Raw genomic sequence first — 14,575 nt, 5'->3', positions numbered from 1 at the left:
CGGCCACCCTCGCCGCCACATCATCGGGCAGAGCCTTGTCAGGCGACCTTGCTGCGGCGGCGCGACGAGGTGCGGCGCGTAAGGGCCTGGGAAAGGATGCCGATTTCCTTGGAGGGAACGGGCGGAGAGAAGACGTAACCCTGCACCAGGTCGGTGCTGCGATGTTTGTTGAGAAGCGCCAGCTGCTCGTGGGTTTCCACCCCCTCGACGACGATCTTGAGTCCGAGCTCGCGGGCAAGATGCACCGTGCCGCGCAGAAGCTTCAGGCGGCGCGTATCCTCCACGACATTGCGCACGAAGGATCGGTCGATCTTGACGATATCGAGCGGCAGCGTGTCGAGATAGCTGAGGCTGGAGAAGCCGGTGCCGAAATCGTCAATGGCAATGGTGATGTCGCGGCTGCGCAGCTCGGCCAGGATCGCGCGGACGACAGCCGGCTCGTCGATCAAGCTGCTTTCGGTAATTTCCAGGTGCAAGCGCGAAGCCTCAAGCCCGGATTGCGCCAGCGCTTCGGAAACAACCGAGAGAATATCGGCATCGCGCAGATCACGCGCCGACAGATTGACCGAAACGGCGATGTGCTCCGGCCAGGTCATGCACTCTTGGCAGGCCTTGAAGAGCACGAAACGGGTGATCTGCGAGATGATGCCCATCTCTTCGGCAAGACGGATGAACACATCGGGCGGAATGGCGCCCTTTTCCGGATGCACCCAGCGCGCAAGCGCCTCGGCGCATTCGATACGCGTGCCGTCGGCCTTGAACATCGGCTGAAAGACGAGGTGCAGCGCTTTTGCGTCCACAGCATCGCGCAGATCGGCCTTTAGCTTCTGCTGCTCGATATAGCGGCCGTCCATCTCGCGCTCGAAACCGGTGATACCGCCCTTGAGCCGCGATTTGCTGTCGAACAGCGCAAGGTCGGCCTTGACGCTCCATTCATCCATGGCGAAGGCATCGCTTTCAAGGACGGCGTAACCGGCGCTGAGCGAGACGAGGAACGTGACCTCGTCGACTTCATATTGGCCCTGGACCGCCGCGTGCAGCTTGCGGATGTCGGCATCCAGCACCTGCTTGTCGCGCGCATGCGGGAAGAAGAGAATGAACTGATCGCCCATCAGCCGGCCAACGATGGCATTGCCGGCCATCTCCTTGACCCGCACGGCGATGGCGCAGAGCAGGTGGTCGCCGGTCACGTGGCCTCGCATGTCGTTGACATGCTTGAACTCGTCGATATCGAGGATCATGAAGCCGAGCGGACCCCGCTTCTTCGAATGTCTGGCGAGATAATCCTGCACGAGATTGCCGAAATATTCTCGGTTCGGCAGACCTGTCAGCGCGTCGAAGCGCACCATGTGCAGGATCTTTTGTTCGGCCTTCACACGGCTCGAAACATCTTCGAAGATCAATACCGCGCCGCCATCCGCGCGCCGGCTCGCAGAGAATTCCAGCGACAGTCCTTCAGGAAAGTGAATGAGGGTACGCGACAGACTGCCTTCGGCGACCTGCGTCAGTTGTCGCAGGATCAGTTCCGGCTGCGAGGCGTCCATGAAGCTGTAACGCGCGCCATAGCGCAGGACGGCACCGAGATCGCGATCCTTCAGCCTGTCCGGCGCGCCAATCTTCAGGAGTTCGCAAGCCTTGCGGTTGATGACCTGGATCCGGTTTTCCGCGTCGACCATGACAAGGCCGTGCGGCATGTTGTTCAGCGCCGTATCGAAGCGGTCGGCGATCGAGGCAATCTCGCGGCGCGCTATCACGTTCTCATAGAGGAATTCGCGCACGCCGTTCGCCATGGCCCGCGTCGTCAGCCAGAACGGAATGAGGAAGATCGAAAGCACGCCGCGATAGAAATCCAAGGCCAGGAGGCTGCAGACGATCATCGGCAGGCAACAGAAGAGCGTCTGGAGATCGACCGCGAAGCGCGAGCCGTAGTTGCGGCCGACGACGGAAACCATGGTCGCCATGGTGACGGAAATGCAGGCAAGCTCCGCAAAGGAATCATGCACGACGAAGATGGCGTAGCCACTGGCGATGCCGAGGAGCGCGGTGGTGCAAGCTCCGCTGGCGACGAGAATCCGCTCCCAACGCTCGATTCCAGCATGCGACAGGTTCTGCTTGTCAACACGATCGAACTGGCGGAAGATGACCATGCGAACGCCGAAAACCAGGAGGAAGGCGGCCGACAGCAGGATGTAGATGGAGTATTGCGTCTTGGCAGCCACGGCAAGGCACGTCGCAACATGCACGATCACGCCAACAAGAAGCGTCATCCGGTTCCCGGACAGGGAACTCACAAACGACAGATACACATCCTTAGGGACCCTGTTCGGGTTATGTGGCTTCATCCATACTTTCCCTGTGCGCGGGAAATGTAATCCGAACCTTTTAAAAATTGATTTCAAACAGTTCAAACATTTGGTCAATTTTTCTAAAACCATAGGATGAACAGCACATCCGACACGGGATATTGCAGCTTTGTCGCGAAATTATTGAAAAAAACATCCACGCCTGAGTTGCCGAAATATTCTCTGCGATCACAGGCACTTGGCTGCATAAGACTATAATCCAAGGCGGGGCATTTATCCTTCCAATTTCAAAAACCCTGGTTTACACCGGTTCCAAAGGGAGAACTGCCGAAAGCGGCAAGACAATAAGGGGAGGCGAATGTCGGTATTCTTGGCCGCCAGTCGACTGATCGACTTGATCAGCGAGTTCATCGGCAAACTGGCTGAATATATGGTGCTGGCCTGCTGCCTGATCAGCGCCGGCAATGCGATGGTGCGTTACGCCTTCAACTACAGTTCGAACGGCTGGCTGGAAATCCAGTGGTATCTCTTCGCCTTCGTCGTCATGCTCGGCGCCTCGCATGCGCTGCGCAAGAACGAGCATGTGCGCGTCGATCTGATATACGGCTCCGTCTCCGACACGGCGAAGATCTGGATCGACATTGTCGGCCTCATCGTCTTCCTTATCCCCGCCTGCATCTTCCTCTCCATTCTCTGCTGGCCCTATTTCCTGCTCGCCTATCAGCAGGGTGAAATTTCCGGCAATGCCGGCGGCCTGATCCGCTGGCCCGTGAAGCTGATGCTCTTTGCCGGCTTCGCGCTTCTCACCCTTCAGGGCGTTTCGGAATTGATCAAGAGGATCGCCGCACTGACCGGCGCGATCGAGATCGATACGAAATACGAAAAGCCGCTGCAGTAACCCGGCCCCGGAGGAACGGATTTGTTTGACTACGGTATCATCCCGCCGGCGATGTTCCTGGGCATGGTCATTTTCATGCTCTACGGCTTCCCCGTCGCTTTCTCGCTCGCCGCAGTCGGCCTCTTCTTCGGCATCATCGGCATCGTGACCGGCCATTTCGGAGAGGTCTTTCTGCAGGCGCTGCCCTTGCGCTTCTTCGGCATCGTCTCCAACGATCTCCTGCTGGCCATCCCCTTCTTCACCTTCATGGGCGCCATATTGGAACGTTGCGGGCTGGCCGAAGATCTGCTCGAAGGCACCGGCAAGCTCTTCGGCTCCATTCCCGGCGGCCTTGCCTATGCCGTCATCCTGGTCGGCGCCGTGCTTGGCGCCATCACCGGTACGGTCGCAGCCTCCGTCATCACCATGGGCGTCATCTCGCTGCCGGTCATGCTGCGCTACGGCTACAGCCCCCGGCTTGCAACCGGCGTTATCGCCGCCTCGGGCACGATCACCCAGGTCATTCCGCCCTCGCTGGTGCTGGTGGTGCTGGCCGACCAGCTCGGCCGTTCGGTGGGCGACATGTATCTCGGCGCAATCGGCCCCTCGATCCTGCAGGTGGCGATCTTTGTCGGCTATATTCTGGTTCTTTCCATCGTCAACCCGAAGGCGATGCCGCCGCTGCCGAAGGAAGTGCGCGGCGATTTCGACTGGGCGCTGCTGATGAAGGTGCTCTGGGGCATGATCCCCTCGATCGTGCTGATCTTTCTGGTGCTCGGCACCATCTTCATGGGGCTCGCCACGCCGACGGAAGCAGGCGCCCTTGGCGTCGTCGGCGCCATGGTGCTCGCAGCCCTCCACCGCCGCCTCACATGGCCGCTGATCCGCGAAGCCATGAGCTCGACCATGCACATCACCACCATGGTCGTGATGATCCTGATCGGCTCGACCTGCTTCAGCCTGGTCTTCCAGGGCATGGACGGTTCGCGCTGGATCGAGCATATGCTCTCGGGCATCCCCGGCGGTCCCGTCGGTTTCCTGATCTTCGTCAACATCTTCATCTTCATCCTCGCCTTCTTCCTCGACTTCTTCGAGATCGCCTTCATCGTCATCCCGATGCTGGCGCCGGTCGCCTCCAATCTCGGCATCGACCTGATCTGGTTCGGCGTGCTGATCTGCGTGAACATGCAGACGAGTTTCATGCACCCGCCCTTCGGTTTCGCGCTCTTCTACCTGCGCTCCATCGCCAACCGCGATGTCCGCACCAGGGACATCTATCTTGGCGCCCTGCCCTGGGTCGGCATGCAGCTCATTCTCGTGGCGATCGTGATCTTCTGGCCGCAATCGGTCACTTACTGGCTGGACCACGGACCGAAGGTGGACCCCAATTCCATCAAGATCGAAGTACCGGGTTTCGGCGGCCAGCTCGGCTTGCCGTCGTTGGGGCAACCGGGCGGCGGCAACGGCACGCCGCAGATTCCGGGCCTGACCTTGCCGGCGCTGCCGAGCACCCCTCCGCCGCCACCCGCGCAATAGGCCGTCCTCGTATTCGAGGAAAACGGAACCGCGCGTGCAAAAAGAAATGCCCCGGATTTGTTACCCGGGGCTCTCGAGATCGGTTTCGGTAAAGAAGCGGCAGGATGCCTAGATCTTGCCCGCGCGCTGCTGGATCATCATGAACGTATCGAACGTATATTCCGAGAGCTGCATCCAGAGATAGGCATCCTTCTTGAAGGCCGTCTGGTCGTCGTAGATCTTCTTGAAATACTGGTTCGTACCCGAGATTTCGCTGTAGATGCCCATCGCGGCCTGGAAGCAGGCTTCCATGATCTCCTGGCTGAACGGGCGCAGGGTCGCGCCCTCGGCGACAAGCTGCTTCAGCGCAGTCGGGTTCTTCGTGTCGTATTTTGCCAGCATGTTGGTGTTGGCATAAGCGCAGGCGTCGGTCAGCGCTGCCTGATAGTGCTTCGGCAGGCTGCTCCATTTGTCGAGATTGAAGAACGCATGCACCGTCGGGCCACCTTCCCACCAGCCCGGGTAATAGTAGTATTTCGCCACCTTGTGGAAGCCGAGTTTCAAATCGTCGTAGGGGCCGACGAATTCTGCCGCATCGATCGTTCCCTTTTCGAGCGCCGGATAGATATCGCCGCCGGCGATCTGCTGCGGGATGACGCCAACCTTCTCCATGACGCGGCCGGCAAGGCCGGCAATACGCATCTTGACGCCCTTGAGATCGTCGAGCGTATTGATTTCCTTGCGGAACCAGCCGCCCATCTGGGCGCCGGTATTGCCGGCTGGCAGGGCATACATCCCCTGCGTGGCATAGAATTCGTTCATCAGGCTATTGCCGTTGCCTTCGTAGAACCAGGCATTGGTCAACCGGCTGTTCAGGCCGAACGGAATAGCCGTACCGATGGCATAGGTCGGGTCCTTGCCGACGAAATAATAGGAAGTGGTGTGGGCTGCCTCGACAGTGCCCGCCGCCACCGCATCGACGGCCTGCAGGCCGGGTACGATCTCGCCGGCTGCGAAAGGCTGGATCGTGAAATTGCCGTCGGTGGCATCGGAAACGTGCTTGGCGATATCTTCGGCGCCGCCGTAGATCGTGTCCAGGCTCTTCGGAAACGACGAGGTCATGCGCCAGGCAATCTTCGGATTTTCCTGCGCAATTGCAGGCGCTGCCAGAGCAGTCGCGGCAACGGCACCGGCGCCGGCTGTTCCCGCCTTTTTCATAAATGAACGACGATCCATCAAAAACCTCCCGTATAGATGGCACTGCGCGGTCGATCCTCACCCCTACCCGCAGTAACGGCAAAGCTAAGCATGGCGCAAGACGCGTTTCAAGCTTTAGTCTATTAGTCTTTGGGATCACGACCCTTATGTGGCGCAACCCGCACATCCATCGGAATCAGCGGCTTAGCCCAGGCGGCGCCTGCTTGGGCGGCTTGAGGCGCCGCAATTTGGCCACCACCTGCATCCAGGCGTTGACTTGCCGGCCATTCTGGCCGCAGAAACGTGCGATAGTGTTTTCTCCGGGGTGAAAATGACGAAACCGATCGTTGCCATTCCTGCCGATATCCGCAGCCTCGACGGCGCAACCTGGCATGCCGTACAGCATCAATATCTGCGCGCGGCGCTGAATGCCGCCGGCGTCATGGCCTTCATGATCCCGGCCTTCGAAGAAGGATACGACACGGATGCGATCCTTGATCGCGTCGACGGCGTGCTGGTGTCGGGCTCGGCCAGCAATGTGCACCCCTCGCTCTACGACATCGAAGCCACCGAGGCCGACGGCCCCTTCGATCCCGCTCGCGACGCCACCAGCCTGCCGCTGATCCGCCGCGCCATCGACCGCGCCATCCCGCTTCTCGCCATCTGCCGCGGCATTCAGGAACTGAACGTTGCGCTCGGCGGCTCGCTTGCCAGCGAAATCCAGGAACAGCCGGGCATCTGGGATCACCGCAAACCCGATGTCAGCGACCGCGACGGCATGTATGCAATCCGCCAGAGCGTCTTCATCAGGGAAGGCTCCTGCATTGCCGGTATCGTCGGCGCCGGCGAAATCCGCGTGAACTCCCTGCATCGCCAGGCGATCGCCAGGACCGCCCCGCGCCTGCAGGTGGAAGCCACCGCAGAGGACGGCACGATCGAAGCCGTTTCCGTCATCGATGCCAAGGCCTTTGCCGTCGGCGTGCAGTGGCATCCGGAATATTGGGCAGAGACCGACAAGCCCTCGAACAGGCTCTTCACCGCTTTCGGCGATGCGGTCAGGGATTACGCCGCCAGCAAGCTGCCGACGCGGCCGGCGCAGGCAATTGCCTGAAACAGAACGGCCGCCGGATCGCCCCGGCGGCCCTTCCATTCTGGCAGGCCGGCTCAGCGGCCGCCTTCGATCTTGCGGTGACGCTGGTTCGTGCCGTTGACGCCATAGGGATATTGCCCCGGCGTTGGCGCGCTGACCTCATTGAGTTTTGCCGTTTCTTCCGCCGTGAGAGCGAATTCGGCAGCCCCGAGATTGTCCGCGAGCTGCTCGGATGTGCGCGCGCCAAGGATAACCGAGGTCACGGCCGGCCGCGCCGCCACCCAGGACAGCGCCACCTGAGCCATGCTGACGCCGCGCGCCTTGGCGATTTCTTCGACTGCGCTGATAATATCCCAGGTCCGCTCCTGCGCATTGCGGGCCGCATAGGCCTCGCCGCCGCGATTGGGATTTTCGCCGAGTCGCGTTGCCCCCGTCGGCATCTCGTCGCGCTTGTATTTGCCGGTCAGCCAGCCGCCGCCCAGCGGCGACCAGGGCAGCAGGCCCATGCCGGCATCCCGGCAGGCATCGACGATCTCAAGCTCGATGTCGCGCATGAGAAGGTTATATTGCGGCTGCAGCGTCACCGGCCGCGTATAGCCCTGCGCCTTGGCGATCTCGGAAGCCTTGGCAATGTGCCAGGCGACATAGTTGGAGAAGCCGTAATAGCCGATCTTGCCGGCACGCACGGCATCGTCGAGGAAGCGCAGCGTTTCCTCGATCGGCGTCAGGGCATCCCATGCATGCATCTGGTAGAGGTCGATATGTTCGACACCCAGGCGACGCAGCGAATCGTTGAGCGCCTGATTGAGGTGACGGCGGGAAAGGCCGATATCGTTCGGTCCATCCCCCATCGGGAAGCGGCCTTTGGTGGCGATCACGGCCTGCTTTGCCTCGGTCGGGCGGGCCTTCAGCCAGCGGCCGATGATCTCCTCCGATGCACCGGCGCTGTAGACGTCAGCGGTATCGATGAAATTGCCGCCCCAGGCGAAGTAGTCGTCGAGTATCCTGAAGGAAGCCGCCTCATCGGACTCCTTCCCGAACGTCATGGTACCCAGGCAATAGGCGGTGACGACGGCCCCGCTGGGACCGAGCTTGCGATAATCCATTTCTGCCTCCTTCCAGAAAGTGCCGGCTGCCGGCGCACAAAGGCGCCGGGCGGAGCAGACGCTCCCCGATCAAATCGCGATGTATAAGCTTGAGACGGCGAGACGCCGCCGATGACAATCACGGTCGCCGGGAATGGTGCGACCGGGTCAAGCATAGCCAATCCTTCCCGACCGACCAAGTGGGAAACGGGAAAAAGACCAAAGGCAAAATAGGAATAAGCGAAGCGCTTCCTCCGCCTTCGCGGAGGGAGCTTCGATCTACTTCCTGACAGGTGTCTCCGCCACCGGCGTGACAGGCTCGCTCTGCTCGAACCAGGCGATGAGATTCCGTGCCACCAGATCCGCCATGGCGTTGCGTGTGGGGATGGAGGCGGAGCCGACATGCGGCACCAGCACCGTGTTCGGCGCGGCCAGCAGGCCGGCCGGCACATGCGGCTCGTCATAGAAGACATCGAGCCCGGCCGCACCGATCGTACCGGCAGTCAGCGCGGCGGTCAGAGCATCCTCATCCACCGTCCAGCCGCGGCCGATATTGATGACGATGCCGTCGGGGCCGAGCGCAGACAGAACCTCCGCATCGACGGTCTTATGCGTCTGCGGCGTCTTCGGCACGATCGCAATCAGCGTATCGACAGCCTCCGCGAGCCCCTTCAAGGTCGGGTGATAATCATAGGGAGCATCGGCGTGGCGCGAGCGGGTGTGATAGCTGATCTTCACCTTGAAGGGCTCCAGCCGCCTGGCAATCTCCAGGCCAATCCGGCCGAGACCGTAGAGGCCGACATGCCGGCCCTTCAGCGAAAAGCGCGTCAGCGGATAGGCGGCACCCGGCTTCCAGTTGCCGGCCCGCAGCCAGTTCTCCGCTTTCGGCAACTCGCGAACGGTGTTGAGCAGAAGCGCGATCGCCGTGTCGGCCACTTCATCGTTCAGCACATCGGGCGTATTGGTGACGATGATGCCTTTCGAACCTGCAAGCCTGGCATCGATACCGTCATATCCCACACCGAAGCTCGCGACGATTTCGATATTGGGCAGCTGCTCGAACCAGGCCGCCGGGAAAGCCCCGCTGACCGCTACGCCACGAATGCGTTTCGCCGTCTCGGCATCGAGATCGAGCGTTTCCTTGCGTTCGGCACTGATGACCTCGAAGCGATCCTTTAGCTGGGCAAGGACGCGATCATGCAACTTCCCGGGAACGAGAACGGCAATACGGGACATGGCTTTTCCTCTTGGCTTCGGCGGTCAGGTACGCGGCCGATAGGGGCTGGTGGACTGGCGGATACGCATTTCCGGCTTGATGAGATGGATACCGTCGGGTTCATGGCTGCCGGCAAGCCGATCAAGTAGGGCGCGGGCGGCAAGACGTCCAACCTCCGTCTGGCCGTTCCAGACGGTGGTCAGCGCCGGCGTGGCGATCGAGGCCTCCTCCAGATCGTCATAGCCGGTGACCGAGATATCGCTGCCGGGCACGAGGCCGGCACGGGCAATGCCGTTCATCAGGCCGATGGCCACCAGATCGTTCCAGCAGACGGCAGCAGTCGGCTTCTGCGGCAGCGACAAGAAATGCACGGCCGCCTCGAAACCGCCCTGTTTCGAGCGGGGACCGGGAATGCGCAGGTTCGGATCGACCTCGATGCCGGCCTTGCGCAGCGCGTTGACATAACCCTGATAGCGGTCACGCCCGGTCGAGGTCTGATCCGTGCCGCCGATCATGGCGATGGTGCGATGACCGAGGCCGATCAGGTGGTTGGTGGCAAGCGAGATGCCGTAACTGTCGTCGCCGCGATAGGTCGGCACGTCCTGGCTGTCCATCGAACGGGCAACGAGAATGGCCGGCATGCCGTTCTCTTCCGCAAGCTGGATATCTTCCGGCGGCGTGCCGATTGCCGGCGACATGATCACCCCGTCGCCGCCGAGTTGCAGCAGGGTCTCGATGAAGGTGCGCTGCTTCTCGACGGAATCGTAATGGTTGGAAAGGATGAAGGTGTGGCGGCTGCGGTCGAGCTCGCTTTCGATCGCCTTCAGGATCTCGCCGTAGAACGGGTTCATGATGTCGTGGACCACGACGCCGATAATGCCGGAGCGCGAGGTGCGCAGGCTGGCGGCGCGGCGGTTGTAGATGTAGCCCAGTGCGCGTGCCTGTTCCTTGATCTTCTCCCGCGTATTGCCGGCTACAAGGGGACTGTCGCGTAAGGCCAGGGAAACGGTCGCCGTTGATATGCCGAGCGTTTCGGCAATCGTCGAAAGCTTGATCTTCTGCGCCACGTCTCCTCCTCCAGGCAACGCGTGAAGCTGGTCAAGGACTGCCGCAGTGCAGCGGCAGCCTTAAAAAATTTAATTAAAAGATTTAAGCGATACAGGCAATTCGCCTTTTGAGGAAATTTTCAATCTTCCTCATCTTCGTCGACATGCATGGCTTCCGCCTGCAGATTGGCATCGATCGCCTTCAGCAGACGCACGAGATTGCGGATTTCCTTTTCGGAGAAATCAAGCGTCGCGAGCCTGTCGCAGGAGGAGGCGGCAAGCTCGATCGCCTGCACGCTGCCGCGGCCGAGTTCGGTGAGGTAGACCTTGGTGAGCCGGGCATCCTCGGCATCGGGCTTGCGCTCGAGGAACCCCTGCGCCTCCATGCGGCCGATCGTGCGCGTCATGGTGGGTGCCTTGACGCCGAGCTTCTGGGCAAGCCCGCCGGCCGTCATGCCGTCGCTTTCGGCAAGCGAAAGGATCACACCGTCCTGGCCGGCATAGAGACCGCTTTCCAGCAGGTTGCGTGACAGGACCGTGCGCATGGAGCGGGCAGCCTGCGTCAGGGCCGGCGAAAGATCGGCGAGCGTATACTCGGTCTGGTCCTTCCTTTTCTTGTGCTTCTTGCCGTCCTTATGCTTCTTGCCCATTGCCATCCCTTTGATCTTTAAGCACTGCCCAGGCTGCGATATGACATTGCCCATCATCTCGTCATAAACAAGAGGCAAGGCCCGATGTTGGTTCCGTCGTTCCGTTTCGAGGACAATGACCTGGCGCTCGCGCCGGAGGCACGTCGCCGCTGGATAGCTGTCCTGCCACTCGGCGCCCATGAACAGCACGGTCCGCATCTGCCCTTCGAAACCGACACGTTGATCGCCGAAGGTATCGTCAACAGGCTGAAAACCGCCCTGCCGGCCGGTTTGCCCGTCACCGTACTCCCTGTCGAATCGGTCGGCTACTCCTTAGAGCACATGGATGTTGAAGGAACGAAGACGCTTCCTTTTGATACAGCCATAAAGCGCTGGCTCACTATCGCCGAAGGACTGTCGAAACTGGGTATCAGCAAGTTCGTGATGCTGAACGCCCATGGCGGCAACTCACCGCTGATGACGATCGTCGCCACGGAAGCGCGCGTGCGTTTCAACATGCTCGCCATCGCCACCAGCTGGACCCGCTTCGGCGTTCCCGACGGTGTGATCTCTCCCGAAGAAAAGGCGGTCGATATCCACGGCGGCGATATCGAGACATCCGTCATGCTGGCTCTCCATCCGGAGCGCGTGGACATGGCGAGCGCGGCCGACTTCACTTCCCGCCAGACGGAGTTTGCCGAGCGCTTCAGACACCTGCGCGCCTACGGCCCGCACGCCTTCGGCTGGAAGATGTCGGACCTCAATCCGCAGGGCGTTGCCGGCAACGCCGCGAAGGCAACTGCGGCAAAGGGCGAAGCACTGATTGCCCATGCCGTCGGCGGCTTGGTGGAACTGCTGCAGGATGTCGACGCCTTCGACGCGGACCGGCTGCGATAACGCCGGTTCGATGATTAGGCAATGTGATCTTATAACATACAAAACCCTTTGAACTGCCGCTCCCAAGCGCCTATATGAAACCGACCAATTCCGGCCCCGGACTTTGCCTCGGGGTCAAAGCCCTATTCCTAGAGGTTCTCATGACCGACGCGATCCAGACACAGCAGAAGCCCATCCCCGTTACCGTGCTCACCGGTTATCTCGGCGCGGGCAAGACGACGCTGCTCAACCGTATCCTTTCCGAAAATCACGGCAAGAAATATGCGGTTATCGTCAACGAGTTCGGCGAGATCGGCATCGACAACGACCTGATCGTCGAATCCGACGAAGAAATCTACGAAATGAACAATGGCTGTGTGTGCTGCACGGTCCGCGGCGACCTGATCCGTGTCGTCGAAGGCCTGATGCGCCGCCCCGGCCGTTTCGATGGCATCATCGTCGAAACCACCGGCCTTGCTGATCCGGTTCCCGTCGCCCAGACCTTCTTCATGGATGACGACGTCCGTTCCAAGACCGAGCTTGACGCCGTCGTTGCTCTCGTCGACGCCAAGCACCTGCCGCTGCGCCTGAAGGACAGCCGCGAGGCCGAAGATCAGATCGCCTTCGCCGATGTCGTCATCATCAACAAGACCGATCTCGTGACACCGGAAGAGCTGGCCCAGATCGAGGATATCGTCGGTGCCATCAACCCGGCCGCCCGCGTCTACAAGACCAGCCGTTCGGGCGTCGATCTCGCCCGCGTTCTGGACCAGGGCGCCTTCAACCTCGAGCGCGCGCTGGAAAACGATCCGCACTTCCTCGAGCACGGCCATGACGATCACGTCTGCGGCCCGGATTGCGATCATGATCACCATCATCACGACCACCACGATCATGACCACGACCATCATCACCACCATCACGGTGACATGTCGGCCATCCACGACATCACGGTACAGTCCGTTTCGCTGCGCGGCGGCGAGATGAACCCGGAGCGCTTCTTCCCCTGGATTCAGAAGATCACCCAGACGCAGGGTCCGAACATCCTGCGGCTCAAGGGCATCATCGCTTTCAAGGATGACGCCGAGCGCTATGTCGTCCAGGGCGTGCACATGATCATCGAAGGCGATCACCAGCGTCCGTGGAAGGATGGCGAAAAGCATGAGAGCCGTCTCGTCTTCATCGGCCGCGACCTCGACCGCACCAAGCTCGAAGAATCCTTCAAGGCGTGCGAGGCGACTGCCTGATGCCGACAGTTGCACCGCTTGATCTCGACGGCCACGTTCTAGCCGTCGAATTTTTAGGTGATGTCCCCTTCTTCGCGAGTGCCGACGGTAGCTTTCACCGGCTCGAAGGCAGCGACAAGGTCATCGAAGCCCACCAGGGCATGCTGACGGCGATCCGCGATCCCTATAGCGAAAGCCTGATTTCCGGCGGCGAAGACGGCAAGGTGCTGCGCATCGGCGCAGACGGCAATGTCAGCGAGATCGCGTCGGCGCCGCGCAAATGGATTTCGCAGGTCGCCGCCGGCCCGCAGGGGGCGGTCGCCTATTCCTACGGCAAGAGCACGCTCGTGCGTCTGGCCGACGGCACGACCAAGGAATTTCCCGAAGAGCGTACGGTCGAAGGCCTCGCCTTCGCGCCGAAGGGCCTGCGCATTGCCGCAGCGCGTTATAACGGCGTTTCGCTTCATTGGGTCGGCACGAACGCCAAGCCGATCGATCTCGAATGGAAGGGCGCCCATACCGGCGTGACCTTCTCGCCCGACGGCAATTTTCTCGTTACCTCGATGCAGGAAAACGCGCTGCACGGCTGGAAGCTCGACGGCAAGTCGGGCGCGGAGGCCCGCCACATGCGCATGACCGGCTATCCGGCCAAGGTAAAGTCGCTCTCCTGGTCGGCCAAGGGCAAATGGCTTGCCTCCTCGGGTGCACCGGCCGCCATCGTCTGGCCCTTCCAAGGCAAGGACGGTCCGATGGGCAAGGCGCCGCTGGAACTCGGAACCCGCGCAAACATCATGGCAACCGCGGTGAAATTCCATCCGGCCGAGGATATCCTCGCCATCGGCTTCATCGACGGCATGATCCTCGCCGTCCGTCTCGCAGACAGCAAGGAAGCCCTGCTGCGACGCCCCGGCAAGGGTGCGATCACGAGCATGAGCTGGAGCAGGAACGGCAAGCTGCTCGCCTTCGCCTCCGAATCCGGCGATTGCGGCGTGGTGGATATCGCGGCGGCCTGATCCCATGGCCATCGAGATCGCGCCTCTGACAGCCGGACATGCGTATCAGGCGGCCATGGTGCGGCGGATCGCACTATGGCACGCCCTGCCGCATCTTCGCGATGTGCACACGCCCGAGGAAGACGAAGCCTACTGGCGAAGCCATCTGCTGGCGGAATACACGGCTCTCGGCGCTTTCGTCGACGCCGGACTCGTCGGCGTCATCGCCTACGGAAATGGCTGGATCGAGCAGCTCTATATTCTGCCCGATGTGCAGGGGATGGGGATCGGCACAAGGCTTCTTTCCTCTGCAACAGACGAGATGAACGACGTTCGCCTGTGGACATTCCAGCAAAATCGCCGTGCACGCGCCTTCTATGAAGCGCGTGGCTTCTCGCCCATCGCGGAAACGGACGGCAGCGACAACGAGGAAGGAGAGCCTGACATGCTCTACCATTGGCGTCGCCTCGCGGAACCGGTGTATAGTGCCGTTCCATACCGTCGCTGAAAATCGGCCGCGCGC

At 61.1% G+C, this 14,575-nt stretch carries 13 protein-coding genes; 7 read left to right on the top strand and 6 right to left on the bottom strand.

The features are described 5' to 3' along the window. Positions 1-38: 38 nt before the first annotated feature. A complete protein-coding gene (locus ACFPWW_RS05375; protein WP_377310858.1) occupies positions 39-2,342 on the bottom strand; it encodes a putative bifunctional diguanylate cyclase/phosphodiesterase in 2,304 nt (767 codons plus the stop codon). Positions 2,343-2,661: 319 nt separating this feature from the next. On the opposite strand from ACFPWW_RS05375, the gene ACFPWW_RS05370 reads away from it, so the two are divergent. Together ACFPWW_RS05370 and ACFPWW_RS05365 are read left to right on the top strand one after the other, a co-directional pair. After that, the gene (locus tag ACFPWW_RS05370) at positions 2,662-3,201 is read left to right on the top strand and encodes a TRAP transporter small permease subunit (protein WP_112563671.1); all 540 of its coding nucleotides are present in this window, start codon (positions 2,662-2,664) and stop codon (positions 3,199-3,201) included. Positions 3,202-3,222: 21 nt separating this feature from the next. Continuing rightward, positions 3,223-4,716, top strand: a complete 1,494-nt coding sequence (locus tag ACFPWW_RS05365) for a TRAP transporter large permease (RefSeq protein WP_112563669.1) — start codon at positions 3,223-3,225, stop codon at positions 4,714-4,716. 108 nt (positions 4,717-4,824) lie between these two features. Here ACFPWW_RS05365 and ACFPWW_RS05360 read toward each other — a convergent pair whose 3' ends face one another. Next, a complete protein-coding gene (locus ACFPWW_RS05360) occupies positions 4,825-5,931 on the bottom strand; it encodes a TRAP transporter substrate-binding protein (RefSeq protein ID WP_112563667.1) in 1,107 nt (368 codons plus the stop codon). Positions 5,932-6,223: 292 nt separating this feature from the next. Between ACFPWW_RS05360 and ACFPWW_RS05355 the strand changes: the two genes are divergently transcribed. Beyond that, positions 6,224-7,003 (top strand): gamma-glutamyl-gamma-aminobutyrate hydrolase family protein, encoded by a 780-nt coding sequence (locus ACFPWW_RS05355; protein ID WP_377310854.1) that lies wholly within the window; start codon positions 6,224-6,226, stop codon positions 7,001-7,003. A 53-nt stretch (positions 7,004-7,056) separates the two neighbouring features. Here the strand turns inward: ACFPWW_RS05355 and ACFPWW_RS05350 are convergent, their stop codons facing one another. The 4 genes from ACFPWW_RS05350 to ACFPWW_RS05335 form a co-directional block, all read right to left on the bottom strand. Next, on the bottom strand, positions 7,057-8,088 hold the full coding sequence (locus ACFPWW_RS05350) for an aldo/keto reductase (RefSeq protein WP_377310852.1): 1,032 nt from the start codon (positions 8,086-8,088) through the stop codon (positions 7,057-7,059). 258 nt (positions 8,089-8,346) lie between these two features. Then, the gene (locus tag ACFPWW_RS05345) at positions 8,347-9,303 is read right to left on the bottom strand and encodes a 2-hydroxyacid dehydrogenase (RefSeq protein ID WP_377310850.1); all 957 of its coding nucleotides are present in this window, start codon (positions 9,301-9,303) and stop codon (positions 8,347-8,349) included. A 24-nt stretch (positions 9,304-9,327) separates the two neighbouring features. Beyond that, the gene (locus tag ACFPWW_RS05340; protein ID WP_112563659.1) at positions 9,328-10,350 is read right to left on the bottom strand and encodes a LacI family DNA-binding transcriptional regulator; all 1,023 of its coding nucleotides are present in this window, start codon (positions 10,348-10,350) and stop codon (positions 9,328-9,330) included. Between the two features lie 119 nt (positions 10,351-10,469). Then, positions 10,470-10,979 (bottom strand): MarR family winged helix-turn-helix transcriptional regulator, encoded by a 510-nt coding sequence (locus tag ACFPWW_RS05335; protein WP_112563657.1) that lies wholly within the window; start codon positions 10,977-10,979, stop codon positions 10,470-10,472. Between the two features lie 84 nt (positions 10,980-11,063). Between ACFPWW_RS05335 and ACFPWW_RS05330 the strand changes: the two genes are divergently transcribed. The 4 genes from ACFPWW_RS05330 to ACFPWW_RS05315 all read left to right on the top strand — a co-directional run bounded on the left by ACFPWW_RS05330 (position 11,064) and on the right by ACFPWW_RS05315 (position 14,560). Continuing rightward, a complete protein-coding gene (locus tag ACFPWW_RS05330; protein WP_112703755.1) occupies positions 11,064-11,855 on the top strand; it encodes a creatininase family protein in 792 nt (263 codons plus the stop codon). 140 nt (positions 11,856-11,995) lie between these two features. Beyond that, positions 11,996-13,081 carry a CobW family GTP-binding protein gene (locus ACFPWW_RS05325; RefSeq protein ID WP_112563653.1) on the top strand — a complete coding sequence of 362 codons (1,086 nt, stop codon included), beginning with the start codon at positions 11,996-11,998 and terminating at the stop codon, positions 13,079-13,081. Then, the gene (locus tag ACFPWW_RS05320) at positions 13,081-14,073 is read left to right on the top strand and encodes a WD40 repeat domain-containing protein (protein ID WP_377310847.1); all 993 of its coding nucleotides are present in this window, start codon (positions 13,081-13,083) and stop codon (positions 14,071-14,073) included. Before ACFPWW_RS05325 ends, ACFPWW_RS05320 begins: the two co-directional genes overlap by 1 nt. 4 nt (positions 14,074-14,077) lie before the next feature. Further along, positions 14,078-14,560 carry a GNAT family N-acetyltransferase gene (locus ACFPWW_RS05315; RefSeq protein WP_112563649.1) on the top strand — a complete coding sequence of 161 codons (483 nt, stop codon included), beginning with the start codon at positions 14,078-14,080 and terminating at the stop codon, positions 14,558-14,560. The last annotated feature ends 15 nt before the right edge of the window (positions 14,561-14,575 follow it).

This window comes from Rhizobium sp. GCM10022189, from assembly GCF_042656325.1.
In the GTDB taxonomy this organism is placed as follows: Bacteria; Pseudomonadota; Alphaproteobacteria; order Rhizobiales; family Rhizobiaceae; genus Rhizobium.
This window is presented reverse-complemented; position numbering and strand designations above follow the sequence as displayed.

Excerpts from the sequence above, each read along its gene's own strand:
- ACFPWW_RS05375 (WP_377310858.1), bottom strand. The coding sequence starts at position 2,342 with ATGAAGCCACATAACCCGAACAGGGTCCCTAAGGATGTGTATCTGTCG.
- ACFPWW_RS05370 (WP_112563671.1), top strand. The coding sequence starts at position 2,662 with ATGTCGGTATTCTTGGCCGCCAGTCGACTGATCGACTTGATCAGCGAG.
- ACFPWW_RS05360 (WP_112563667.1), bottom strand. The coding sequence starts at position 5,931 with ATGGATCGTCGTTCATTTATGAAAAAGGCGGGAACAGCCGGCGCCGGT.
- ACFPWW_RS05355 (WP_377310854.1), top strand. The coding sequence starts at position 6,224 with ATGACGAAACCGATCGTTGCCATTCCTGCCGATATCCGCAGCCTCGAC.
- ACFPWW_RS05350 (WP_377310852.1), bottom strand. The coding sequence starts at position 8,088 with ATGGATTATCGCAAGCTCGGTCCCAGCGGGGCCGTCGTCACCGCCTAT.
- ACFPWW_RS05345 (WP_377310850.1), bottom strand. The coding sequence starts at position 9,303 with ATGTCCCGTATTGCCGTTCTCGTTCCCGGGAAGTTGCATGATCGCGTC.
- ACFPWW_RS05335 (WP_112563657.1), bottom strand. The coding sequence starts at position 10,979 with ATGGGCAAGAAGCATAAGGACGGCAAGAAGCACAAGAAAAGGAAGGAC.
- ACFPWW_RS05330 (WP_112703755.1), top strand. The coding sequence starts at position 11,064 with ATGTTGGTTCCGTCGTTCCGTTTCGAGGACAATGACCTGGCGCTCGCG.
- ACFPWW_RS05325 (WP_112563653.1), top strand. The coding sequence starts at position 11,996 with ATGACCGACGCGATCCAGACACAGCAGAAGCCCATCCCCGTTACCGTG.
- ACFPWW_RS05320 (WP_377310847.1), top strand. The coding sequence starts at position 13,081 with ATGCCGACAGTTGCACCGCTTGATCTCGACGGCCACGTTCTAGCCGTC.
- ACFPWW_RS05315 (WP_112563649.1), top strand. The coding sequence starts at position 14,078 with ATGGCCATCGAGATCGCGCCTCTGACAGCCGGACATGCGTATCAGGCG.